This is a genomic window from Arthrobacter sp. D5-1, assembly GCF_017357425.1.
Classification (GTDB): domain Bacteria; phylum Actinomycetota; class Actinomycetes; order Actinomycetales; family Micrococcaceae; genus Arthrobacter.
This window is the reverse complement of record NZ_CP014571.1, coordinates 4,554,109-4,574,930: the sequence shown is the minus strand read 5'-3', so window position 1 is coordinate 4,574,930 and position 20,822 is coordinate 4,554,109. Positions and strand designations below refer to the sequence as shown.

21 protein-coding genes and 1 pseudogene are annotated in these 20,822 nt (G+C 64.5%); 8 read left to right on the top strand and 14 right to left on the bottom strand.

Going from position 1 to position 20,822, the window contains the following annotated elements; genetic code table 11:
* Positions 1 to 74: 74 nt before the first annotated feature.
* Together AYX22_RS21145 and AYX22_RS21140 are read right to left on the bottom strand one after the other, a co-directional pair.
* A pseudogene (locus tag AYX22_RS21145) lies at positions 75 to 2,060 on the bottom strand (DUF222 domain-containing protein).
* 110 nt (positions 2,061 to 2,170) lie between these two features.
* Positions 2,171 to 2,794 (bottom strand): hypothetical protein, encoded by a 624-nt coding sequence (locus AYX22_RS21140; protein WP_207595419.1) that lies wholly within the window; start codon positions 2,792 to 2,794, stop codon positions 2,171 to 2,173.
* A 384-nt stretch (positions 2,795 to 3,178) separates the two neighbouring features.
* Here AYX22_RS21140 and AYX22_RS21135 point away from each other — a divergent pair, with 384 nt between their 5' ends.
* Both AYX22_RS21135 and AYX22_RS21130 read left to right on the top strand, forming a co-directional pair.
* Positions 3,179 to 4,054 carry a PRC and DUF2382 domain-containing protein gene (locus tag AYX22_RS21135; protein WP_207595418.1) on the top strand — a complete coding sequence of 292 codons (876 nt, stop codon included), beginning with the start codon at positions 3,179 to 3,181 and terminating at the stop codon, positions 4,052 to 4,054.
* Between the two features lie 113 nt (positions 4,055 to 4,167).
* Positions 4,168 to 4,413 (top strand): hypothetical protein, encoded by a 246-nt coding sequence (locus AYX22_RS21130; protein ID WP_207597697.1) that lies wholly within the window; start codon positions 4,168 to 4,170, stop codon positions 4,411 to 4,413.
* Here AYX22_RS21130 and AYX22_RS21125 read toward each other — a convergent pair.
* Together AYX22_RS21125 and AYX22_RS21120 are read right to left on the bottom strand one after the other, a co-directional pair.
* On the bottom strand, positions 4,382 to 6,241 hold the full coding sequence (locus AYX22_RS21125; protein ID WP_207595417.1) for a glycoside hydrolase family 15 protein: 1,860 nt from the start codon (positions 6,239 to 6,241) through the stop codon (positions 4,382 to 4,384). The genes AYX22_RS21130 and AYX22_RS21125 overlap by 32 nt on opposite strands.
* Positions 6,242 to 6,251: 10 nt before the next feature.
* Positions 6,252 to 6,917: a TetR/AcrR family transcriptional regulator C-terminal domain-containing protein gene (locus AYX22_RS21120; protein WP_207595416.1), complete on the bottom strand. Its 666-nt coding sequence runs from the start codon at positions 6,915 to 6,917 to the stop codon at positions 6,252 to 6,254.
* 136 nt (positions 6,918 to 7,053) lie between these two features.
* Between AYX22_RS21120 and AYX22_RS21115 the strand changes: the two genes are divergently transcribed.
* Positions 7,054 to 8,106 (top strand): NAD(P)-dependent alcohol dehydrogenase, encoded by a 1,053-nt coding sequence (locus AYX22_RS21115; RefSeq protein ID WP_207595415.1) that lies wholly within the window; start codon positions 7,054 to 7,056, stop codon positions 8,104 to 8,106.
* A 64-nt stretch (positions 8,107 to 8,170) separates the two neighbouring features.
* Here AYX22_RS21115 and AYX22_RS21110 read toward each other — a convergent pair whose 3' ends face one another.
* Positions 8,171 to 9,043, bottom strand: a complete 873-nt coding sequence (locus AYX22_RS21110) for an EamA family transporter (protein WP_207597677.1) — start codon at positions 9,041 to 9,043, stop codon at positions 8,171 to 8,173.
* A gap of 50 nt (positions 9,044 to 9,093) precedes the next feature.
* Positions 9,094 to 9,717 carry an XRE family transcriptional regulator gene (locus AYX22_RS21105; protein ID WP_207595414.1) on the bottom strand — a complete coding sequence of 208 codons (624 nt, stop codon included), beginning with the start codon at positions 9,715 to 9,717 and terminating at the stop codon, positions 9,094 to 9,096.
* A 130-nt stretch (positions 9,718 to 9,847) separates the two neighbouring features.
* Between AYX22_RS21105 and AYX22_RS21100 the strand changes: the two genes are divergently transcribed.
* Both AYX22_RS21100 and AYX22_RS21095 read left to right on the top strand, forming a co-directional pair.
* Positions 9,848 to 10,744 (top strand): SDR family oxidoreductase, encoded by an 897-nt coding sequence (locus AYX22_RS21100; protein WP_207595413.1) that lies wholly within the window; start codon positions 9,848 to 9,850, stop codon positions 10,742 to 10,744.
* 120 nt (positions 10,745 to 10,864) lie between these two features.
* Positions 10,865 to 11,125 (top strand): DUF6458 family protein, encoded by a 261-nt coding sequence (locus tag AYX22_RS21095; RefSeq protein WP_089596786.1) that lies wholly within the window; start codon positions 10,865 to 10,867, stop codon positions 11,123 to 11,125.
* 147 nt (positions 11,126 to 11,272) lie between these two features.
* Here the strand turns inward: AYX22_RS21095 and AYX22_RS21090 are convergent, their stop codons facing one another.
* The gene (locus AYX22_RS21090; RefSeq protein WP_089596784.1) at positions 11,273 to 12,070 is read right to left on the bottom strand and encodes a ZIP family metal transporter; all 798 of its coding nucleotides are present in this window, start codon (positions 12,068 to 12,070) and stop codon (positions 11,273 to 11,275) included.
* 161 nt (positions 12,071 to 12,231) lie between these two features.
* Between AYX22_RS21090 and AYX22_RS21085 the strand changes: the two genes are divergently transcribed.
* Together AYX22_RS21085 and AYX22_RS21080 are read left to right on the top strand one after the other, a co-directional pair.
* Complete coding sequence (locus AYX22_RS21085) at positions 12,232 to 12,756, top strand: TetR family transcriptional regulator C-terminal domain-containing protein (RefSeq protein WP_242703436.1); 525 nt, start codon at positions 12,232 to 12,234, stop codon at positions 12,754 to 12,756.
* Between the two features lie 34 nt (positions 12,757 to 12,790).
* Complete coding sequence (locus AYX22_RS21080) at positions 12,791 to 13,075, top strand: hypothetical protein (RefSeq protein WP_207595412.1); 285 nt, start codon at positions 12,791 to 12,793, stop codon at positions 13,073 to 13,075.
* A gap of 22 nt (positions 13,076 to 13,097) precedes the next feature.
* Here AYX22_RS21080 and AYX22_RS21075 read toward each other — a convergent pair whose 3' ends face one another.
* A complete protein-coding gene (locus AYX22_RS21075) occupies positions 13,098 to 13,760 on the bottom strand; it encodes a GAP family protein (protein ID WP_207595411.1) in 663 nt (220 codons plus the stop codon).
* On the bottom strand, positions 13,757 to 14,266 hold the full coding sequence (locus AYX22_RS21070) for a TetR/AcrR family transcriptional regulator (protein WP_207595410.1): 510 nt from the start codon (positions 14,264 to 14,266) through the stop codon (positions 13,757 to 13,759). Before AYX22_RS21070 ends, AYX22_RS21075 begins: the two co-directional genes overlap by 4 nt.
* A 198-nt stretch (positions 14,267 to 14,464) precedes the next feature.
* Between AYX22_RS21070 and AYX22_RS21065 the strand changes: the two genes are divergently transcribed.
* On the top strand, positions 14,465 to 14,716 hold the full coding sequence (locus AYX22_RS21065) for a hypothetical protein (protein WP_207595409.1): 252 nt from the start codon (positions 14,465 to 14,467) through the stop codon (positions 14,714 to 14,716).
* Positions 14,717 to 14,803: 87 nt separating this feature from the next.
* Here the strand turns inward: AYX22_RS21065 and AYX22_RS21060 are convergent, their stop codons facing one another.
* The 5 genes from AYX22_RS21060 to AYX22_RS21040 form a co-directional block, all read right to left on the bottom strand.
* The gene (locus AYX22_RS21060; RefSeq protein WP_207595408.1) at positions 14,804 to 15,397 is read right to left on the bottom strand and encodes a histidine phosphatase family protein; all 594 of its coding nucleotides are present in this window, start codon (positions 15,395 to 15,397) and stop codon (positions 14,804 to 14,806) included.
* A gap of 81 nt (positions 15,398 to 15,478) precedes the next feature.
* Positions 15,479 to 16,330: an alpha/beta hydrolase gene (locus AYX22_RS21055; RefSeq protein ID WP_242703435.1), complete on the bottom strand. Its 852-nt coding sequence runs from the start codon at positions 16,328 to 16,330 to the stop codon at positions 15,479 to 15,481.
* A gap of 123 nt (positions 16,331 to 16,453) precedes the next feature.
* Positions 16,454 to 18,079, bottom strand: a complete 1,626-nt coding sequence (locus AYX22_RS21050; protein ID WP_207595406.1) for an amidohydrolase — start codon at positions 18,077 to 18,079, stop codon at positions 16,454 to 16,456.
* The gene (locus AYX22_RS21045) at positions 18,076 to 19,314 is read right to left on the bottom strand and encodes a serine hydrolase (protein WP_207595405.1); all 1,239 of its coding nucleotides are present in this window, start codon (positions 19,312 to 19,314) and stop codon (positions 18,076 to 18,078) included. Before AYX22_RS21045 ends, AYX22_RS21050 begins: the two co-directional genes overlap by 4 nt.
* Positions 19,311 to 20,768 carry a cytosine permease gene (locus AYX22_RS21040; protein ID WP_207595404.1) on the bottom strand — a complete coding sequence of 486 codons (1,458 nt, stop codon included), beginning with the start codon at positions 20,766 to 20,768 and terminating at the stop codon, positions 19,311 to 19,313. Before AYX22_RS21040 ends, AYX22_RS21045 begins: the two co-directional genes overlap by 4 nt.
* Positions 20,769 to 20,822 lie beyond the last annotated feature (54 nt).

The window sequence follows — 20,822 nt, the reverse complement described above, 5'->3', positions numbered from 1 at the left end:
TGATGGCGATGGGTCGCCGCCCCCGGAGCAAGATCGGGCCCTTGGCCTCTTCCCCCCAGTTGAACCCGGGCCTCCTATGTTCTGTGGGGTGTGTGGTGGTGGTTGCGTCGGGGTGTTTGGTGTGGGTCGATGTGGGGTGGGGGGATGAACTAGGGGATGCCGGTTTTGATGTCGATGCGCCATTGTTCTTTGTGGATGAGGTGGTGGTGGTGGCTGCAGAGCAGGGTGCCGTTGTCTGTTGAGGTGGTGCCGCCGTTGGACCAGTAGGTGGTGTGGTGGGCTTCGCACCAGGGAGCGGGCATGGTGCAGTCGGGGAAGGCGCATCCTTGGTCGCGGGCGGTGATGGCTTTGCGGATGTGGGGTGGGAAGATCCGGGTGGTGCGGCCGATGTCCAGGACGCGGGAGTCGCTGCCGAGCACGACGGGGAGGATGTCGGCGTCGCAGGCGATTTTGCGGATGGTGTTCGGGTGCATCGGGCCGGTGAAGGTCGCGGTGCCGGTCCCAGCCCCGGTCCCTATCCCAGTTACTGGCGCTGCCCCAGCCCCTGTCCCTCTCCCGGTGCCGGTCCCTAGCCCAGCCACTGTGCCGGTGCCGGTGCCGGGGCTGTGGTGGTTGTGGACTTGTTCGAGGAGTTCTTGGTATCCGATGGTGACGGTGAGTTGGGGTGGGAGGCCGCCGTTGGCGGGTAGTTTTTCGGTGCGCATGGCGAGGCTGCAGGCGCTGGTGAGGCCGTTGAGGAGTTTCTGTGGGCGGCTGCGCCGGTCCAGGTCCGGACCGGCAGGGCCCGTCTGATCGGCATCGGCAACGGCATCGGTAATGACTTCGGTATCGGCTGCGGTTCCGGTGGTGGTGAGGCGTGGGTTGGTGGCGACGTTCATGGCGGTGGTGAGGATTTCGTATTGTTCGTCGGTGGCGAAGATTTCGAGGTGGTGGAGGCCGTGGCGGCGTTGGCGGCGGAGGAACACGCCTTGGAGTTGGCGGAGGATTTCTTCGGTGGGTTCGGGGCCGTCGTGGTCGATGGCGTCGATCCAGCGTTTGGCCATTGTGGTGACGAAGTCCGGGTCGGTTTCGACCGCGGTGGTGGTGAGGGCGTGTTCCATCCGGGTGAGGGTGTCCTCGTCGGTGAGGTTCCGGACTTTGTCCAGGGCGGTGCTGATGATCGAGGCCGAACGGGAAGGCACCAGTGCGGAACCGACCGCTTGGGAGAGGATTGAGTGGCGGGCCGGGATGTTCTGCCCGGTGATCCCGGTTTGGGGGAGGACGTCGGGTGCGAGGGCGAGCCGGCGCTTGGCTTCTGCGATGCTGATCCGCAACCGTGCGCGCAGGAACTGGGCCGCGTTCCGGTACCCGTCATCCAGAACACTGGCCTGGGCGTCCGATGCCCAACGTGCTGATCCTGTTTCACCATCGGTCGCCGCAGCGGTGGCGGTTCCCGTCCTGCCATGGGAAGCTCCGCTCTGGGAAGCCGCGCTCTGCGAAGCTGCCGCGGTGTCGGTTCCTGGCTCTGGTTCGGTCCAGCCGGTCCGCCATTCCGGTGCTGCCGCCGAGGGTCCGGGCTTGGTTTGCTGGGCTTCGGTCCGGGTCCGTTCCACAGCCTGCGCCGCGACCACCTGCAAGTACTCCACCGACCGGGCGATCTCCTCGACCTTGCCGGCAAAATCCGCCGCTTCAACAAACCCAAACAGCCGCGCCTCACCGGCAGCTATCGATCGCAACGCGTGGGCTGCGGCGGCACCCTCAAATAGCGCCGCTTCCAATGTGGGCACGTCAGGTAATGACGGCTCGGCGGACAACGGGCCCCGACCTTCCCCTGGCGCGGATTTCGAGCCCGCGGACACCGCCGTCTCCAGCAATGCCTCAGGCAGAGGTTCACCGGGAGTGGGCAACGAATCGGGTCGAGGAAGCAGCCCGGAATTCCGGTCGGTAACAGCATCGCCAGCTGCCGGCGTCGGGCACTTGCGGACAGCGGGTCCGGTAATCGAGTCCAGAGAGAATGATGACATTTGAGGGGCGCCGGACGAACCTGCCCGCCGCGCCACGATCTGCCCTATGCCATCCATAAATCAAGCCTGTCACGATGGCTTGACCGCTATAAGCCCTCATCTGCGCTATGTGGAAAACTACCGTCGGAGGCTCCTGCAATACCTGCAGGCCACCGTCTAGAAGGCTCTTATCCGGCGACTCCGGTTTGGTGGTCGATGCCTGCTTGGTCCACCTTTCGGTGGAAACGCATGCCGGCCTTTCCGCCGACGATGGCGCCCAGAAGCGGGACGATCAAGGCGATGACGAGCCCGATGATGCCGCTGGCAGTCATCAGGCTTCCGTCGAGGGGAATCTGGGGTGCGCCGTTGAGGTCGTCGAGGATGTTGAACTGGTTACCTGCTACTGCCGCGAGGATCGCCACGAGAATGGCGACAATGATGCCCCACAACCACACAGCGAGCCCTTGCTTCGCACCATCGAAGCGGGCCATCCGGCCGGCGACGTAGCCGCCACAGTAGTAGGCCAGGAACAGGACGACTGCCAGCACGATTCCACCGACGATCCCCAGGGTTTCTGCGTTCTGCCGGGCCTGATCTGCTGCCTGACCGGCGCCTGACGGGTTCGCCGCTCCTACGCCAACCCCGATGGCCGTAGCCAAGGCGGTGAGAAGGACGGTCATCCCGACGGCCGTTAGCCAGCCAAAGAAGGCCGAGCCCCATTTGATGCCGCCAAAACGGTCCTTTTCCGCCCGGACGACCTCGTCCCTGCGGGCTTTGGGAGTGCTTGATCCCGAGTCATATCCATCAACCATGTCAGCTCCTGAACCGGTTGCCTGAACTTTGGTAAACCAAGCAAAACACCATCTTCAGCTAGAAAGCAAGGATGCTTACTAAAATGCTGTTACAGCAGTGGCGAGGGCAGGCCACGGCCAGCCCGCCAAGGATAGCGGCGGGTAGCACACAGGCGCACGACGGCGGCAGCTCGCCGTTGTGGGTTATTTAGCCTGACTGCGCGGCGGATTCCGCCGGTTCTCACATTGAGTCTTGCCAAGTAAACACTAAGCATGCTTACTGTATTGGTGTTCCTTAAAGCCGACGGGTTGAATTTCTTCCCCGTTCCGGCGTTCGGAAACCATGCCTGGTGATGCAGCCCGCTTTGGCAACCACATAAGAGAACCGCATTCCAAGGAGACATCATGCTCGCTAGGGAAAACATTGACCGGTTGATGGGCCTCAACGGACACGTCCGTACCACTGAAGGTGACAAGGTGGGTTCGATCGGCACGTTTTACACCGATGATGACACCGGCGAACCCACCTGGGTGACCGTCAAGACCGGACTTTTTGGCAGTTCGGAATCGTTCATACCGCTTCAGGACGCCGCCGTGGATGGTGACGACGTAGTGGTTCCCTACAGCAAGGACCACATCAAAGATGCTCCCCGGGTGGCCGAAGACGGGCACTTGGATCCGGGTGAGGAGAGTCGCCTGTATAACCATTACGGACTCGAGGGCGAGCGCGGCTTCAGCGGTCACGGCGATGATTTGCGCGCCGACTCGACAACTGATCGTGATGCACATTTCGCCGGCACAGTGGGTACGCGGGACCCGGTGGGAACCCAGGATACGCTCGGCACCAGGGACGCGATGGACACGGGAGGCGCCTATCGTCCGGAGGCTGACAGGAACGACGACGACGCCATGACCCGCTCTGAAGAAAGGTTGAACGTCGGCACGGAGAAGCAAGCCACGGGTCGGGCACGCCTCAGGAAGTACATCACCACTGAGAACGTCACCACGACGGTCCCCGTGCAGCGCGAGGAAGTCCGTGTGGAGCGGGAGCCCATTACGGACGCGAACGCAGGCGATGCCATGTCCGGTGCCGAACTGACGGAGAGTGAGCACGAGGTCACCCTCCACGAGGAGAGGCCCGTGGTGGACAAGGAGACCGTCCCGGTGGAGCGCGTCCGCCTCGAAAAGGACACAGTGACCGAGGATGTTCGGGTGGACGAGGAAGTCCGGAAGGAGCGCATCGAAACCGAGGGAACCAGCTCGGACGACGTCCGCCGCTAAACGCATGGTGTGAGGCCCGCTCTACGTCCCACGTGCCCGGGTATGGGCGCAGAGCGGGCCCCGCATCGAGAATTTCGCTATCGCAAAAGGGCGGGCGATGGGACGATCTCCTTATGGGCGAACATGAGAAGGACCGGACTGCTGCGCGCTCGGACGCCGCACAAACGGACACGGGACAAACAGCCGCCGCACAATCAGCCGCCGCGCCGGAGGACAGGGCAGACCCCACCACCCAGCAGTTGAGGACCGTCGGCCAGCGGCGGCGTGAGGCCGAACGCAAGTTGGATATCCACTTGGAAGAAGCGAGCCATAAAGGCGAAACCCCGCCTAACGCAGGCGAGGGTCATTCCGAAGGGTAGAACCGCTGGAGTGCCCCGGATGTTTTGGGTGCCCCAGCGGGGTGTCGCTCTTGTGTGCCTCTCCCTGATGCAGTTGCAAGGCGCTGTGAATGAGGGGGAAATGGCTGAAGGCCTGGGGAGTGTTGCCCAGTTGCCGTTGGGCACGGGGGTCCCACTCCTCGCTCAGCAAACCCACATCGTTGCGCAGGGTGAGGAGCCGCTCAAAGAGCCCGGTTGCCTCGGTGGAGCGGCCGATGCCCAGCAGCGCATCCACCAGCCAGAATGAACAGGCAAGGAAAACTCCTTCGTCGCCAGGCAGGCCGTCGTGCCCGGACTGCGTTCTGTAGCGGAGGACCAGGCCGTCATCCGTGAGTCCTTTTTGGATGGCTTCCACTGTCCCTGCGACGCGTGGATGCCTGTGCGGGAGGAAGCCGACGCGGGGGACCAGAAGCAGGCTGGCATCCAGTTCCTTGCTTCCGTAAGACTGGACGAAGGTGTTGAGTTCCTCGTCGAACCCCCTGGTCATGACGTCGTGATGGATTTCGCTACGGAGTGCTGCCCAGCGGTCGTGTGGGCCAGGTAGTCCGGAGGTCCGGACGCCTTTGACCATGCGATCTGCTGCCACCCATGCCATGACCTTGGAATGGGTGAAATGCTGCCTCGGTCCGCGCATTTCCCAGAGCCCGTTGTCCGGCTGGTCCCAGGCTCCTTCGAGATACTCCATCAGGGCCACCTGGATGTCCCAGGAACTGTCCACGGTGCCGTCCTGGAAAGCCGCCCGGGTCAGGGAAAGGCCGTCCAGGACCTCGCCCCACACATCAAGTTGCAACTGCGGGGCTGCGGCGTTTCCGGTGCGGACGGGCAGTGAACCTTCGTAACCGGAGAGCCACGGGATGTCTGCCTCGGGGAGTCTCCGCGCGCCGTCGAGCCCGTACACAATCTGAAGCTCCGACGGGTCGCCGGCGATAGCGCGCAGCAGCCAGTCCCGCCATGCGGACGCCTCCTCCGTGTACCCGGCGGCGAGCAGTGATTGCAGGGTCAGGGTAGCGTCGCGCAACCAGCAGTAGCGGTAGTCCCAGTTCCGGGGCCCGCCGATCTGCTCGGGCAGGGACGTGGTTGCCGCTGCCACAATGCCTCCGGTGGGCGCATACGTCAGTGCCTTGAGGGTGATGAGGGACCGCTCCACCGGTTCCTTGTACTTCCCGGCCATTTCGCTGCGGCCAATCCACTCCAGCCAGAACGACTCGGTCACTGAGAGTGCACGGAAGGGGTCGATCCGTCGCGGCTCCCGCTCGTGGCTCGGCGCCCAGCGCAGCACGAACGGGACCCGATCACCCGCGCGGACCGTGAATTCGCTGTAGGTGCGCTTGTCCCGGCCCTCGAGCGGGACAGGGGTGGTGAGGTAGGCCGAGTCGGGGCCCGCTACCGCGCTGATGCCGTGCTTGCTGTGCCGGACCCACGGCACCACGCGGCCGTAATCGAAGCGCAGGACCAACTCCATCTGCATGGTGACTTCGCCGGAGATGCCCTCCACGATCCGCACCAGGTCCACGGCGTCGTCCCGGACCGGCATGAAGTCGATCACCCGGACCTTGCCGCCGTCCACTTCCCACTCTGTCTCCAGGATGAGGGTGTCCTCGCGGTAGCGGCGTCGGGTGCAGTTGCCGCCGTCGGGTGTGCCGGCGGGCGCCAAAAGCCAGCGGCCGGCGTCGGGCGTGTGCAGCAGTGACGCGAAGCAGGCGGGGGAGTCGAACCGTGGCAGGCACATCCAGTCAATGGACCCGCTCCGCCCTACCAAGGCAGCGGTGTTCAGGTCCCCGATGATCGCGTAGTCCTCAATCCTGGCCATGGATCAGATCCTAGTCCGCGTCTCCCGCCAGACGGCTCAAGCCGTCCAGAATGAGGTTCAGGCCGAACTGGAATTCGTCGCCAAAGTCGTAGCCGGGCTTAAGGACATGCTCGACGGCGATCTCCACCATGCGGGGATACTCGCCGGTGGCGAAGCGCTCCAGGATGGGGCTGGTGATCTCGGCTGCGGTGTCCCGCCCCTCGAACGGGAGGGCCGCTTCCTGCACGGCAAAGCCGTAAATGTAACTGTCCAGCAGGGCGTAGGCGTGGGCAGTGAGCTGGACGGAGAATCCTGCGGTCCTCAGCGTCGCGAGCGTTGCTTCGTGATGCCGGAGCGTTGCAGGGCCAGGCGCGGACCGGCTCTCCAGCAACCCGACTGCCCAGGGGTGGCGCCTGAGTGCCGACCGCATCCGGTGGGCCCTCAGCTCCATCTCCTTGCGCCAGTCCCCGTCAGGTGCCGGCAGCTCGATTTCGCTGAACACCATATCCACGATGCCGTCCAGGATCTCGTCCTTGTTGGCGACGTAGTAGTAGAGGGACATGGGTTTGGTTCCCATGCTGAGGGCGAGCGTGCGGATGGTCAGGGCGTCGATTCCAGACTCGTCGGCGAGGGTGACGGCGCATTCAAGGACCCGCTCCCGGCTCAGCGGGCTTCGCTGCGATGCTGCGGTGGGCACGGGCACTCCTCGACTGGTTGCTGGGCTCTAGCGGATTAGTACAGTGTACGGTAATCTCATTGGTACAGCGTACGAAAACCACACCAAACCCCTGCTGCATCACTCACCCACCGCACAAGCACTGAAAGGGTCGGCCATGACCACTGGTCAGCAAGCCAAAGAATCCCGTCGCCACAAGGATCGGGCGTTGCCGGGTCCCACCATGCGTGCCATCGTGCAGGACGGCTACGGTTCCGCCGACGTTCTCCATGAGGCCCGGGTTCCGCGTCCTGTCATCGCGGAGAACGAAGTACTGGTGAAAGTCCAGGCGGCCGGGCTGGATCGCGGCACCTGGCACATAGCCACCGGCCTGCCCTATGCGCTGCGCCTGGTGTATGGATTCAAGGCTCCCAGGCAGCCCGTCCCCGGGCTGGACCTCGCGGGAACCGTTGAAGCGGTGGGAGCAAAGGTGACCCGCTTTGCGGTAGGTGACCAAGTGTTCGGCTCGGGCAGGGGAACGTTTGCCGAGTATGCCGCAGCCCGCGAAAACCAGTTGGCCCACAAGCCGGCGAACATCACCTTCGAGCAGGCCGCGGTGGTGCCGGTGTCCGCGTGCACGGCCCTGATCGCCCTGCGTGCGGGCGGCATCGAGCCCAGCCAGGACCACCCGGCGCAAGGGCTCAGGGTCATGGTCACTGGAGCTTCGGGCGGCGTGGGCAGTTATGTGGTGCAGTTGGCCAAAGCTGCCGGGGCTGAGGTCACCGGAGTGGCCAGTGCTGCGAAAGTGCCGATGCTGAGGACCCTCGGTGCCGACCACGTGATCGACTACACCACCCAGGACTTCCTCGACGGCACTGAGCAGTACGACGTCATCATCGACATCGCGGGCAACCCCTCGGTTACACGTTTACGCCGGTCACTCACCCCGTCCGGGACTGCCGTGATCACCGGCGGCGAGGAGGGCGGCTCGTGGACGGGAAGCATGGACAGGCAATTGCGCGCCGTGGCGCTCTCGCCCTTCATCCGCCAGCGCCTCACCATGATCGTGGGTACCCAAAACGCACCGGATCTTGAGTACTTGGCCGGACTTCTCGAGGCGGGAACCATTACTCCCGTCATCGACCGGACGTACCCGCTGGCCCAGGTCCCGGACGCCATGCGCTACTTGGATTCCGGCAAGGTCCGCGGCAAGGTCGCCATCACCCTCTAAGCGGTGGGTGCAAGGCAAGAGCCAAGAGAACTGACGCACGACGGCGGGAGGTCGCCGTCGTGCGTCAGTTCTCTTTGCCGGGACCGGTGGCGGATAAGGTCTCAGGTGCGGGTCCCATGGTGGTGGGCTCGGCCAGGGGAGGCAGTTTCCTCTCGCCCCCGCGCTGGGAGGCGACGCCGGCAACAACAACCAGCGCGATACCGATGAATTGGACGATGGTGGGTTGCTGGTGCAGCACCAGCAGTCCCAGGAGAACGGCGAAGGCAGGTTCCAGCGACATCAGCGTGCCGAAAGCCGTGGACGTCATCCGGCGCAGTGCTTTCAGCTCCAACACGAACGGCAGGACCGGCATCAGGATGGCGACGCCCAAGGCACCTGCCAGGATGCCCCAGTTGAGGTGCCCGGCAGCCTGTGGAATGCCGACGACGGCGGCCGTCGCGGCGACGATGGGGACTGTCAGGGAGAGCGCTCCGATGCCGGTGAAACGGTCGCCGATCAGCTGCGTCAGAAGAATATAGGCGCCCCACCCAGCGGCTGCGATGGCCGCGAACATGATTCCCAGGAAGTCGACGCGGCCATGCCAGGGCTCGGTCAGCAGGACCACTCCCAGCAGCGCCAGCACCGGCCATGCCAAGGCGCGGCGGTTATGGCTGCGGATGGCCGCCACCGTCAGTGGGCCCAGGAACTCGATGGCGACGGTGGTGCCCAACGGGATCCGCTCCACGGCAGCGAGGAACATGATGGTCATGAGCCCGGTAGCGATGCCGAGGCCCAGGAGTGGCAGGATGTCCGGCCGACGAACCGATCGCAGGGGTGGGCGCGCGATGGCAAGGAAGATGATGGCACCCAGGCTGAGCCGCAACCATGCTGTTCCGGCCGCACCCACCTCCGCGATGAGGCCCACCGAGAGGGCGGAGCTGAGCTGCACCGAGAACATGGCTGCAACAGCAAGGCCCCAAGGCGGAATGGGGCCGCCTTTGCGGGCGCTCACTTGTTGATTCCCATGCCGCTGGGATCCGTGTCCTGCCGATGCCCTGAGCCCACGCCAGGCTCAAAAACAGCAAGGATGAATCGGGCCGGCGTAGCGCCAAGGTTGGCGTAGGAGTGGGCGATGTCGCCTGGGAAGGTCATGGCATCACCACCTTCGAGGGTTACTGAGTGCTCCCCGGCATCTACCGTCACCGCACCGGCTTGAACCTGCAGGAGTTCCTTGGTGCCCGCCGTGTGGGCCTCGCTGGCATGGCTGTCGCCGGGGCCCAGGGTCCAGTCCCAGAGTTCCACTACGTCCGGTGAGTCGGTCCCGGCCACCAGGATTCCCTGGCCGCCCTGTCCGCTGCTCCAGAGTGTTGCGCCTTCGCCGCTGCGGGTGATCTTGACGGGCTTGGGGCGCGGGGACTCCACCAGGGCCGGGAGCCCAACTCCCAGGGCGTCGCTGATCCGCAGCAGTGTTCCGATGCTGGGGTTCGCGGCTCCTTGCTCCACGTTGACGATCATCCGGCGGCTCACGCCTGCAGCCTCGGCCAGGTGGTCCAAGGTCCATCCGCGGGCTTGGCGTTCCTGCTTGACCCGGGTGCCGATGGCCAGGGAGAGGGTGGTGGTGCTGTCATCCATAAGTGCAGCATACTGCACTTTCAGTGCACTCTCGCTATCAGCGAGGTCCGAGGCGGGGTGAATCGGGGGCTGGCCGCCGTCCCGCGCTCGTGCTACCACTGACCCTAGGAGCAAAACCAAAGGAGAAATCGTGGCCGAAGACCTTCCTGTCCTTGTTATTGGTGCCACGGGATTCCTTGGTGGCCAAGTGGTGGATGAGCTCCTGAAGCTCGGCAAGAACGTCCGGGCCTTGGTAAGGCCCAAATCCAACGCCGCCAAGGTCGAGGCCAAGGGAGTTGAGATCATCCGCGGGGACATGCTGGACGCCGCCTCCTTGATCGCCGCGATGACGGGCGTTTCGGCGGTTGTCTCGACAGCCGCCGGCTATACGCGAAATGACAAGAACGCCCAGGCCATCGACACCTTTGGCAACAGCAACCTGGCCGTCGCCGCCAAGTATGCCGGCGTGCCCCGCTTCGTGCTGATCAGCATCGTCACCAGCGACCAAACGCCACAGATCCCGCATTTTTGGAACAAGAAGCTGGCTGAGGACAAGTTCCGGGAGCTCGGCGTTCCCTTTGTGGCTCTCCGCCCGGGTGCTTTCTTTGACCAGGCGGTGGGCATGGGCGGCGACCCCTTCGCCAAGGGCCGCTTTGTATGGCTTGGCTCCAAGGACGCCAGGCTCACTTTTGTCCTGGCCAGCGATGTGGCACGGTACCTCGCGGAGGCTGTTGACGCGGACATTGTTGAGGGGGAGCACATTGATGTTGGCTGGAGCCGCCCCGTCAGCATTCAGGACGCTGCGGACATTGCCGGCCAGCGGGCAGGCAAGCAGATCAAGGTGATGTCCATTCCCGCGGGTGCCATTGCCGGGCTCGGCAAGGTGACCTCGAAAGTCCTTCCGCTGGTAGGAGACATGGCCAGCATGGTGGCGTGGTTCGAGACCGGCAAATATGTTGCGGACACCACCCGCCAGGAGCAGGTGTTCGGGCCCGCGCCGACTCCCGAGGACGCCATCGCCCGGGTGGCCGCACGGTACGGCCACTGATGCAGGGCCCGTCGGAGGGCTTCGTATGGCTGGTGGGAGCCGTGGTTCATAAGTATGCTGACTGTATAGATTCGGCCGACGATCCCTGACCACGCGCCGAACGGACACGAGGAGCACGCTATGAGAATTGGTTCTTCCATTGCCCTGATTGCCATCGGCGCTATTTTGGCCTTCGCGCTCGCCCCGGGACTCATTCCCTTCCTGGACCAAGTCCTGGTGGGCTACATCCTGATGGTGGTCGGCGTCATTGGCCTCATCATCTCCATCGCCATGTCCAACAGGACCCGCCGGACGGTCGTCGAGCGCCGCACCGCCCCTGAAACAGTGGTCGAGCGACGCGCCGCCCCTGAAACGGTTGTAGAGCGTCGCCCGGAGGTCTAGCAGCCGCTGCACCAGCAAGACAACAAGTAGCGCACGACGCCGGACTGCCGCCGTCGTGCGCTTCTTGCGTAGCGCGCTTCTTGCGTAGCGCGCTTCTTGCGTCGGGCGCCCAGTCGGCCGTCGTCCAGCAGTCCGGTCGCTCACCGCTCACACGAGTGAGAGGGTGAACGAAAGGACGAAGCCCGCTGCCGTGCTCAGTGCCACTGCGGGGCCGCCATGCTCGTAGGCCTCGGGCATGAGGGTGTCCGCCAGCGACGCGATCACCGCGCCGGCGGCGAACGCCAACGGCAGGGAGATGGTGGCGGGTTCGGCGGAGGACAGGGGGCCGGCGCCAAGGACCACGGCTGCCACCAGCAGCACGGCGCACACACTCCAGAGCAGCATGATCGACCCGGCCTTGCGCCCCTGGCTGCGCATGGACGAGGCCCCCACCAGGGCCTCGGGGAAGTTGGACACAAAGATGGCCGCCAGTAGTGCCAGGCCGCCGGATCCTTCTTCCAGGGAGATGCCCAACGCCACGTTTTCCGGTACGCCGTCCAGGGTCACTGCGGCCAGCAACGCCATTCCGGCAGCCCCGCGTGTGGAGGCTGACGTGGCTGCCCTATCCGACGCGGCGGCGTCGGTGTCCAGCTTCGGGCTGCCCTGCACTTCGTCTGCGGGCTTGGATTTCGATGTGCGGCCGGGTTGGGCCAGGCGATCCAGGAAGGCGCTGAGCGCGGTAAACACTATGGCCCCGGCAAGGAGCCCCACGGCCGCACGCACAATTCCGCCTTGCTGGTAGGCGTCCTCGAACAGTTCGAACGCCAGCGCGGTAATGAGTGAGCCGGCCGCGAAGGACAGCAGGATGGCGAGGAGCCGCTTCGGCAACTCGAAACGCACACCGATGAGCGCGCCTATCACCAAGGCGCTGGAGGCAATCAATCCGAACCACAGTGATGCCATCACAATGCCATTATAGAAGTAAGTAACCTGATCTTCTCTAGGAGGAGGCGCGTTCGACGGCGGCAGCCCGCCGTCGAACGCTGCTTGCCTTGGGCGGGCGGTCAGGCCGTTCCGGTGCCCTGCCGCGCACCGGGTGAATCCTCGCTCCAGTCCGGCGACTGGAAGTGGGCGCCGCCGAACCTTCCTGGTCCCGGAGTTTCGGCAGCCATGCCGAGATCATCGCTGCAGCCGTGCGCGCTTCCTCCAGCAGGTTTCTTGAGAAACTCGCCGAATCCGTTGACCCTGACATGAGCCCGACGGCGCGGCTCGCCGCCGTCATGAGCGCGGGCACTACTGCCGGACTGGACGATGACGTCTCCCGGATCCTTTACGAATACTGGCCCCACATGCTCCGTGACCCCGAGCAGCGGCGCATCCAGGACGAGCTCACCAGCGCCCAAGAGCAGATCTACCGCGACATCATCGACGCCGGAACCCGCTCCGGCGAGTTCTCTCCCCTTCTGGACCCGGCCAAGATCGCCAGGACCCTGGTTGCCCAGGAAGACGGGCTGGTGATGGATGTGCTGGCCGGAAGTGCCGGCAGTGAGTACGTGCTGGATCTCATGGGGAGCCTGGCGTCCGCCCTTCTGGGGCTGCCGGCTGGGGCGCTGCTGGAGCGCATGGGCGCACGATCGGCACCGGCCACGTAACGGCGAACGGCGCGCCCGGCGTTAGGCTGCTGGCATGGAGAAGTCATTCGATATTGAACTGGTCAATCAGAACGAATACTTGGTGCGCTGGGCCTCGGAAGGCCAAACCGGGGAATCCCTGGTCCACACCAACCCGGAGTTCCTTGCCGAGGCTGGCCTTGGCGGATTCGACGAGCAGCTCGTTGTTGAAGAAACCACGTCGTACCTGGCCGAGCACCAGCCGGTGATCGACTTCCCCCAAACAGTGGACCTGGAAGAGATTGCTGCCGCCTATACGGATTACGCTGAACAGCTGAAGGCGCGGCTGGAAGCACGGTAGCCGGCGGGTCTATGCCCGCCCGTTAAGGCCAGAGGGCGATCGCGAGGACGCCGACCCCCAAGAGAAGATAGAGCACTGCTGCAGCAACCGATCGTTGGGTGGTGCCCGTGGCGAATCGGTCGTAGACCTTTTGAAGTTTTTCGCGGACCTTGTCGCCGTGAGCGATGCCGAGGGCAAGCAGAATCAGGCATGGCACGCAATAGATGAGCGCGTATCCGGCGAGGACAAGCAGGCCCGTTCCCATGGATGTATCTGCGTCCACCATCCGTTCAATGGCAATGAAGTAGGGGAACGCGTTGGGAAGATCGGCGCCGGTGACCAGTACACCGAACGGAAATGCTGTGCCTATCCCGAACCAGGATGGCAAGCCGATGCCCTTTCGAGGGCGATCCTTGAGGCGCCGGTAGCCGGTGATGAACAGTGTTACGGCAGCCACAAGGAAGACGATTCTCCGGAGCCAGACAAGTCCGTCACTGACGGTGTCTGCTGCTGCTCCGGCGCCGAGGAAGATCACTGTACCCAGAATGAACACGGTGCTCAAGGCGCCCACGACAAACGACAATGCCGAGGTCACCGGGTGCTTGCGGACCGTGAGCAGGATGAGGGTTATGGTCACGATTGTCGCCGGATTGAGGCTGTCCGCAAAGCCGAGACCAAGGATCGCCCACAGCAGGCCGGCGGTCATTCGGCGTTGCTTCGTGGCTCCAGCCACGTCAGGATGTTCTCGACCGGGGGAAGAGCCTCCCTCGTCAGGGAGTTCATCACCATGCCATCTCCAAGGAGTCGAACGATCGACGCTGCCACGGGGTCTCCGAGCTCGGCTGCCAGGAGTTGCTCCCAGCGCTTTGATGCCTCCGCTGAAAGGCTCAACAGCCCGTCTGCGTTCTCTCCCAGGTCCGTGAAGGACACGAGTAGCGCCCTGTAGAGATCCGCGTCATCTTGTGACATCGAGATGCGCAGCCACGTCTCAACCACGTTCCCCCTGGTGACGGCCGCGTTGAGGGCCTCATCCAAGGATTCGATGGCCTGGACTGCCAAGCCTTCGAGCAATGCAGCCTTGGTTCTGAAGTGATGCGTAAAGCCACCCTTTGACACCTTCGCCGCGGCTGCCACAGCATCCATCGAGGGTACGGACCCGGTGCTGATGGCCAGCTGACGGGCTGTGGCAAGAATCTGTTCCCTCATGGACATGGAAAAACAATAGCAGACCGACTAGTCGGTCTGCTATTGGCGCCGTGATCACGGCAATCCCTCCCAGGACCGGAATGTCCAGCTTGTGACCGCTGGTTGGAAGCCGCGCTGAGCGGCTGGCAGGGGACTTCTGCCCATTCCCGTCGCATCGAAGGCGCCCCTAATGTGGGGGGCAAGGTAATCCAACAGGGGGTAACGATGAAAAAGCTCAATACGGTCCTGGCAACAGCAGTGGCGGGAATTTCTCTCAGTGCAGGGGCGCTGGTGATGGCCGCGCCAGCCCATGCTGACTACAACACCTACCAAGTGGTCAGGGCCACCAACGCTGCGTGTTCAGCAGAACTCCGTGCAGCGATCCAGGCTTATGGGGGTTCGGTAACTGCGGTTACTCCGTGCCACTGGAACAAGTACCAGCGGATGTACATCGGCAGCTTCGGCTACAACTACTAAGCTGCCCGCCGCCGAGGGTTCAGCCGTCGGGAGGGCGAAGGCGGTCGCCAACACCGGCGGCCGCTTTTCCTTGGACAAAACGCGAAATCAGGCCTCGACGTCGGCGGTGACGCGCTCGCCGTTGAAGTACGCCAGCTGCCAGCCGTCGGTCACGTGGTGATGGGCCAGATTCAGCACCGCGTTCTGGACGCTGTCCAAGGTGCGGCCGATGGCGCGGCTGAGGGTCAGCCGGATCAACGTGCCGTGCGCGACCACGAGGACGCGCTTGCCGGCGAATTCTTGAGCCAATTCTTCCAACGCTGCGATTCCTCGATCGGCTGCGGCTTCATCGCTTTCGCCGCCGCGGAAACCGCCCGGGATGCGCAGGGCCTCCAGTTCCGGGCCGGCCTGTAATCCTTCGGCGGGTCCAAAGCTGCGCTCGGTGAGCTCAGGAACCAGCCGGGCAACCTTCAAGCCAAGCCCTTCGGCGATGATCTCCGCAGTTTCGGCGGCACGGCCCAACGGCGAGGACACTACGGCGTCCCACGGCTGGTCCGACAGGAAGGCGACGGCTTCGCGCGCCTGGCCGCGACCGACGTCGTTCAGCGGAATATCAGTGGACCCTTGCAACCGGCGCTCCGCGTTCCAGTCGGTCTGGCCATGGCGGACGAGGGCGAAAGTTGTGAGGGTCATGCCTTCCATTGTGCCCTGCGTACCTGCGGGACCGCAGTTCCGTACGTCACGTAAGGAAGCGCACGACGGCGGGAGGTCGCCGTCGGGCGTTCAGCGGTGCCGCAGTTCGTCCAGCAGTTCCGTGACGAGGGTGGGTTGCTCGGCAATCGCGAAGTGGCCGCAGTTCGGCACTGTCATGGTCCTGACATGCGGCCCAGCGGAGGCCAGCTGATCAAGATCGGATGGGGGAGTGAACGCATCGCTGTCCCCGCGGATTGCAAGGATGGGACACCTGATGCCGTTCCACTGGGCAAAGTCGTACTGCGCCACGGCCCGCGTTGCTGCGCAGAAGGCCCGTGGGCGGGCGTTGCGTCCCAACCCGCGGATGACGTCCGCCGGAATGGCCGCAGGGTCCGCGAAGAGGGGCGACAACAGCAGCCGCATCAGTGGAGTGGCGCCGACACCTCGGATCAGGGGCAGGCCCCAGGCGCCCGGGGCTGCCATGGCACGCATGAGCAGGAGCATCCCGACAAACCACGGCAGCGTCGCGAGCCCGCGCCACGGATGCCGGACAGAGTGGGCAACGCCGAAGGCCGTGGGCGATATAGCCGCAACGCTGCGTGTTTGTTCAGGCCACGCCGCAGCAAGATGCAAGGCAATGACGCCACCCATGGAGTGGCCCACCAGGTTCCACGTGCGGTAACCGAGGCTGTCCAGAACCTCGACCACGGCACCCGCCATGGCCTCGACGGTAGCGGACTCCAGCCGCGCACTTACGGTGGAGTCACCCCAGCCGGGCAGGTCCAGGAGGATTTGGTCGCGTTCAGGGGAGCCGGGGAGCAGTGGTTGGAAGGTCGTCCACGATCCCGCGGCGCCGTGGAGGTAGACGTCGGCGATGTGGTCACGCCTCCTCGGGGCTTCCTGAACGCGTACAGCGCACGGACCCAGTTGGGTGGGAATCACCTCCCGCCTAAAAACTGCGCTGCCCGGTAGGGACGCTTCCTGTTGAACTTCCGTGGTCACCCGCTGCTCCTGGTCTTTGCCAGTGATTCGGAGCAGCGGGCGTTCTGGATCGGCGCGGTGGTTTCAGGCGAGTGATGGGTCCTGTTCGTAAACCGTGCGCCCGCCCACAACTGTCCGCAGGACCTTTGCGTCCAGGAGCGCACGCGGGGCTTCTGCAGTGAAAACGTCGGTGTCCAGGACCACGAAGTCCGCGTACAACCCAGCAGCCAGGCGGCCGATGTTGTGTTCCGCCCCGCACGTCCAGGCCGAATCACGGGTGGCGTGTTCGATCGATTCGGCCAGTGGCAGGGCGAAGTCCGGGACGTTGGTTCCGGCCGTGGCATCCAAGGCTGAGGCCCGCGTGGTGGCCACGTACATGTTGGGCAGCGGCGCGTGCGGGGAGGTGGGCGAGTCCGTGCCAAAAGCCAGCCGGGCGCCGGCAGCGGTGATCCAAGGCCATGGGAAGCCGCGTTCCACGCGGTCATCGCCCAGCTTGGCGCACCAGTTTTCGCTGATGGCGGGATCAGCATGGACCGGTTGCATGCTCGCGGTAATACCCAGTGCGGCGAGGCGATCGACGTCGGCCCTGTCCACCAACTCCAGATGCTCAATGCGGTGACGGCGTTCGCGGGGGCCGTTCTCCGCCACTGCGTGTTCCACGGCGCCGATGGCGATCCGCACGGATTCATCGCCGATCGCGTGCATGGCAACTTTCAAACCGGCAGCGTCTGCCGCGGCAACCACAGGCGCGAGTTCTGCAAGGCTCCAGATCGGTTCCGCATTCGAACCATCGGCGTAGGGCATCCCGAGGGTGGCAGTGCAGCCATCGATGGTGCCGTCGATGATCACCTTGATGCCCACCACGCTCAGGAAAGGAGATTCATGCTCGACGGCGAGCGCGGCCGCCCGCTGGACCTGGGCGATGTTCTCCTCGGCCGATCCCGCGTTGTTCACCCTCCAGTAGGCGATGAGCCGGCTGGTCAGGGTGCCGTCTTTGTCCGCACGCTTAAAGGCCTCAAGGTCGGTCTCGTTGAAGCCCATGTCGCAGGCGGTAGTCACGCCTGTTTCGCGGTAGGCCTGCTGGACTGCGGCGATGCTGGCCTCGTGTTCGTTTTCGCTGACCTGGGCATCGAGGTAGGGGAGCACGATGTCGTAGAAGGCGTTCTCGTCGATGTAGCCGGTGGCGTTCCCGCGGGAATCGCGCTTGATGGTGCCGCCGTGCGGGTTCTCGGTGTGGTGGTCAATGCCGAGTTCAGCCAGCGCCGCAGTGTTGACCCACACGGAGTGGAAGTCGTAGGCGAAGGCGTACACGGGCTTGTCTCGAACTACGGCGTCCAGCATCGCCGCGTCCGGCACGCCGCCCGGAATGGCGCCGTGCAGCCAGCCGGTGGCCAGGATCCGGTCAACGTCCGGGCGTTCTGTGGCCCTTGCCTTGATGCGTTGCTGGATGTCCTCCACGGATTTGGCTCCCCACAGGCTGACCTGTCCCAGGGCTTCTCCAGTACCTACGACGTGCGCGTGACCGTCCACGAATCCGGGGACCACCAGGCGGCCTCCAAGGTCCACCAGTTCGGCGTCCGGGCAAAGGCGTTCGGCGGTATCGGTGTCGCCGACGTACAGGATGCGCCCGCCCTGGACGAGGATGGCCTCGGCCCAGCGGCGGGTGTCGGAGGTGAAGATGCGGGCGTTGGTGTAGAGCTGGGTGGTCACGCTGCGTTGTCCTTGCTTTCGGGTGCTGTTTCGGCTGCTGCTTCGTCCGTGGCGGCTGCTGCTGCCGCAATCCGGCTGTCCAGGGAATGGCTCACGTCCAGGAGCAACTGGTTTTGGAGTTGGTGGAGGTGCTCGCTTTCGGGCTCAGGCCAGGTGGACATCTTCACGATCACGGTATCGGTGGCGGGGTCTATCCAGAGGTACTGACCGTAGATGCCGATGCCGGTGACGTTGCCTCTCCCGTTGCCCGTGCACCACCACTGACGGGTGTAGGAGCCCTGCGGGTGGATGGCTGTGAAAGAGGAGTCTGCCATGGCTTCACGGTCCCCGCCGTTGAGGATGCTCCCCACCCATTCCGGGGAAACCACCCTGCCAAGGGGACCTTTGCCGTCGTCGAGCATTAACTGCCCAACCCGGGCGAGGTCCCGGGCGGTGCAGGAGACCCCACCGTTCGCGAAGCCGAAGCCGGCGGAATCCACGGTGATGGTGGCATCCCGGTCGGCGTCGAGTTTGGACCACAGATACGTGGACAGCGCCTCGGAGTAGCGCAGCCCTGTGACGCGTTCGATGATCCAGGCAAGAACATCGGTGTTGGCCGAGCAGTACTGGAATTCGGACACTGTGCCGTTGCCGGTGAGCGTGGTCAGGAACGCGTAGGTGTCCTGGGGATCCTCGGGACGACGGGTGCGCCACCCTGCGGAGCGGTCATGGGTTTGAACCTCGGACGCTGGGTCCACATAGTCCTCGCTGTAATTGAGGTGAATGGCCATATCCAGCACGTGCTGGATGGTGGGCCCGTCGTAGGCGGAGCCGGCCAGCTCTGGAACGTAGTCCACCACGCGGGCGGACGGGACAATCTCTCCCGAATCGATCAGGGCCCCTACCACCAGGCCACACATGGACTTGGATACGCTCATCACCAGGTGCAGGTCATCCGGTGCGAAGCCGGGGCGGTAGTACTCTCCGATGACCTGGTTGTGATGCAGGACCAGAAAGGCATCGGTATAGGTCTCTTCGAGCCGGCGCTTCAGGCCCGGGAGCCCCAGGCCGTCCAGGCTGTCAGCAGCCGCAACGCGGTTGTCCCGACGGCGGCGGGCAACTACCGCCGTCGGGACTATCTCGCCAAGGTGCGCGAACGTCCAACGGTTGTGCGGTCCTTCCTGCCAGGTGTCCAGCGTCGGCTGGCCGGTGGCGCCGGGATAGCGGTCAGGGTGGTGGCCGGTGGGGGCGGTCATGCGTGCGCTCCTTGGATGACGGATGGTGTGGTGGTACTGCGGCGCAGGGAAGGGGTCAAGGCGACGTACGCGCCGGCGGTGACGATCATGGAAACGGGTACGGAGAGATCCAGGAAGCCCATGGCTGCCGAGACGGGTCCGGTCCATACGGCGTTGGTGAGGAAGAGCGAGGCCACGGTGGCGCCGAGGACCACCGCGAGCAAGCCGGGGATATGCCAGCCACGGCTGTACCAGAACGGGCCGCCCGGTTTCTCGTTGAAAAGGTCTTCACCTTTGTATCGATTGCGGCGAAGGATGACGTCCACGGCGAAGATGGCCATGGTGGGGCCGGAGATCAGGACCAGCAGTTGCAGCATCAGGTTGACGGCGTCCAGGAGGCTGGTGGACATGACGAGGTAGATGGTCAGTGCTGTGCCGATGGCCCCCACCACGATGGCCGAAGGGATGCGCCTGATCGGGACGCCGATGGACTGGAACGCCATGCTGGCGGTGTAGGTGGTCATGCCGTTGAGCGAGATCGTGTTGATGATGACCCCCACCACGAAGATTGGTCCCAACCAGGCAGGGAGCAGGGCCAGGAGTGCCGACTCGATGCCGAGGTCCATGGCTGCTGGGCTGATGCCGGTGGCCAGCAAAGCTCCCACGGCCGTGAAGAACATGCAGGGCAACGCGCCGCCAAAGGCCGTGGCCGCGATGATGTGGGAGCGTTTGGTGGTCTCCGGGAGGTAGCGGGCCAGATCCGGGCTGTTGGTGTAGGAAAGCGGGGTGGAGGCCAGGATGGCGATCCCAATGGTCACGGCAGACCACAGCGGTGCTCCTTCCAATGGTGCCGGAGCCGCATATCCCCACTGCACGTGGGGCAGGACGAACACTGTGACCAGCAGGAAGATGGCCAGCAGCACCGAGGCCACTACGGGGTAGCTGCGGAGGATCAGGCTGTGGCCGAAAACAGCTACCAGCACGGTAACCGCGGCAACAACGATGGTGACGATCACCGGGCCGGCTACGGGATCCGTGAAGCCAAGCTGTGCCAGGAGTTCAGCGCCCATGAAGGAAGAGGCGAGCCAGTTCAGGGCCAGGAAGACGGCGGAAATGAACCAGCCGAAGAAGGCGACGACAACCCTGTTGCCGCGGATTCCGTAAATGGCGCGGGTGATGACGGAGCCGGATGTTCCTGCGGCCGGGCCGCTGGTGGCCACGATCCCGGTGAGGATCCATGGGAGGCTGCCGGCAACAATGACCAGAAGGGCCTGCCACAGTTCCAGGCCGAGCAGGATCAGCGAGGCACCCACGGTGAAATTCAGGACGCTGACGTTGGGGGCCGCCCACACGGGGAAGAGGTCGCCGGCGCGGCCGTGCCGTTCGGAGGCTTCGATGAGTTCGATGCCGCGGGTTTCGGGATGGGCAAGGGGTTCCGGGTAGCTGACCGGATCGGTGACATGGGGCTGGGACAACGCTGTTCCTCTCGGGCAAGGTCCGGCTCACGACGATGGGATACCGGGCCATTG

What these genes read in the sequence shown, in the direction of transcription:
- AYX22_RS21140 (WP_207595419.1), bottom strand. Translation starts at nt 2,794, where the DNA reads ATGGTTGATGGATATGACTCGGGATCAAGCACTCCCAAAGCCCGCAGG.
- AYX22_RS21110 (WP_207597677.1), bottom strand. Translation starts at nt 9,043, where the DNA reads ATGTTCTCGGTGCAGCTCAGCTCCGCCCTCTCGGTGGGCCTCATCGCG.
- AYX22_RS21125 (WP_207595417.1), bottom strand. Translation starts at nt 6,241, where the DNA reads ATGGCCAGGATTGAGGACTACGCGATCATCGGGGACCTGAACACCGCT.
- AYX22_RS21095 (WP_089596786.1), top strand. Translation starts at nt 10,865, where the DNA reads ATGAGAATTGGTTCTTCCATTGCCCTGATTGCCATCGGCGCTATTTTG.
- AYX22_RS21105 (WP_207595414.1), bottom strand. Translation starts at nt 9,717, where the DNA reads ATGGATGACAGCACCACCACCCTCTCCCTGGCCATCGGCACCCGGGTC.
- AYX22_RS21135 (WP_207595418.1), top strand. Translation starts at nt 3,179, where the DNA reads ATGCTCGCTAGGGAAAACATTGACCGGTTGATGGGCCTCAACGGACAC.
- AYX22_RS21075 (WP_207595411.1), bottom strand. Translation starts at nt 13,760, where the DNA reads ATGACCGCCGGCCTGCTGTGGGCGATCCTTGGTCTCGGCTTTGCGGAC.
- AYX22_RS21045 (WP_207595405.1), bottom strand. Translation starts at nt 19,314, where the DNA reads ATGACCGCCCCCACCGGCCACCACCCTGACCGCTATCCCGGCGCCACC.
- AYX22_RS21065 (WP_207595409.1), top strand. Translation starts at nt 14,465, where the DNA reads ATGAAAAAGCTCAATACGGTCCTGGCAACAGCAGTGGCGGGAATTTCT.
- AYX22_RS21130 (WP_207597697.1), top strand. Translation starts at nt 4,168, where the DNA reads ATGGGCGAACATGAGAAGGACCGGACTGCTGCGCGCTCGGACGCCGCA.
- AYX22_RS21115 (WP_207595415.1), top strand. Translation starts at nt 7,054, where the DNA reads ATGACCACTGGTCAGCAAGCCAAAGAATCCCGTCGCCACAAGGATCGG.
- AYX22_RS21080 (WP_207595412.1), top strand. Translation starts at nt 12,791, where the DNA reads ATGGAGAAGTCATTCGATATTGAACTGGTCAATCAGAACGAATACTTG.
- AYX22_RS21060 (WP_207595408.1), bottom strand. Translation starts at nt 15,397, where the DNA reads ATGGAAGGCATGACCCTCACAACTTTCGCCCTCGTCCGCCATGGCCAG.
- AYX22_RS21070 (WP_207595410.1), bottom strand. Translation starts at nt 14,266, where the DNA reads ATGTCCATGAGGGAACAGATTCTTGCCACAGCCCGTCAGCTGGCCATC.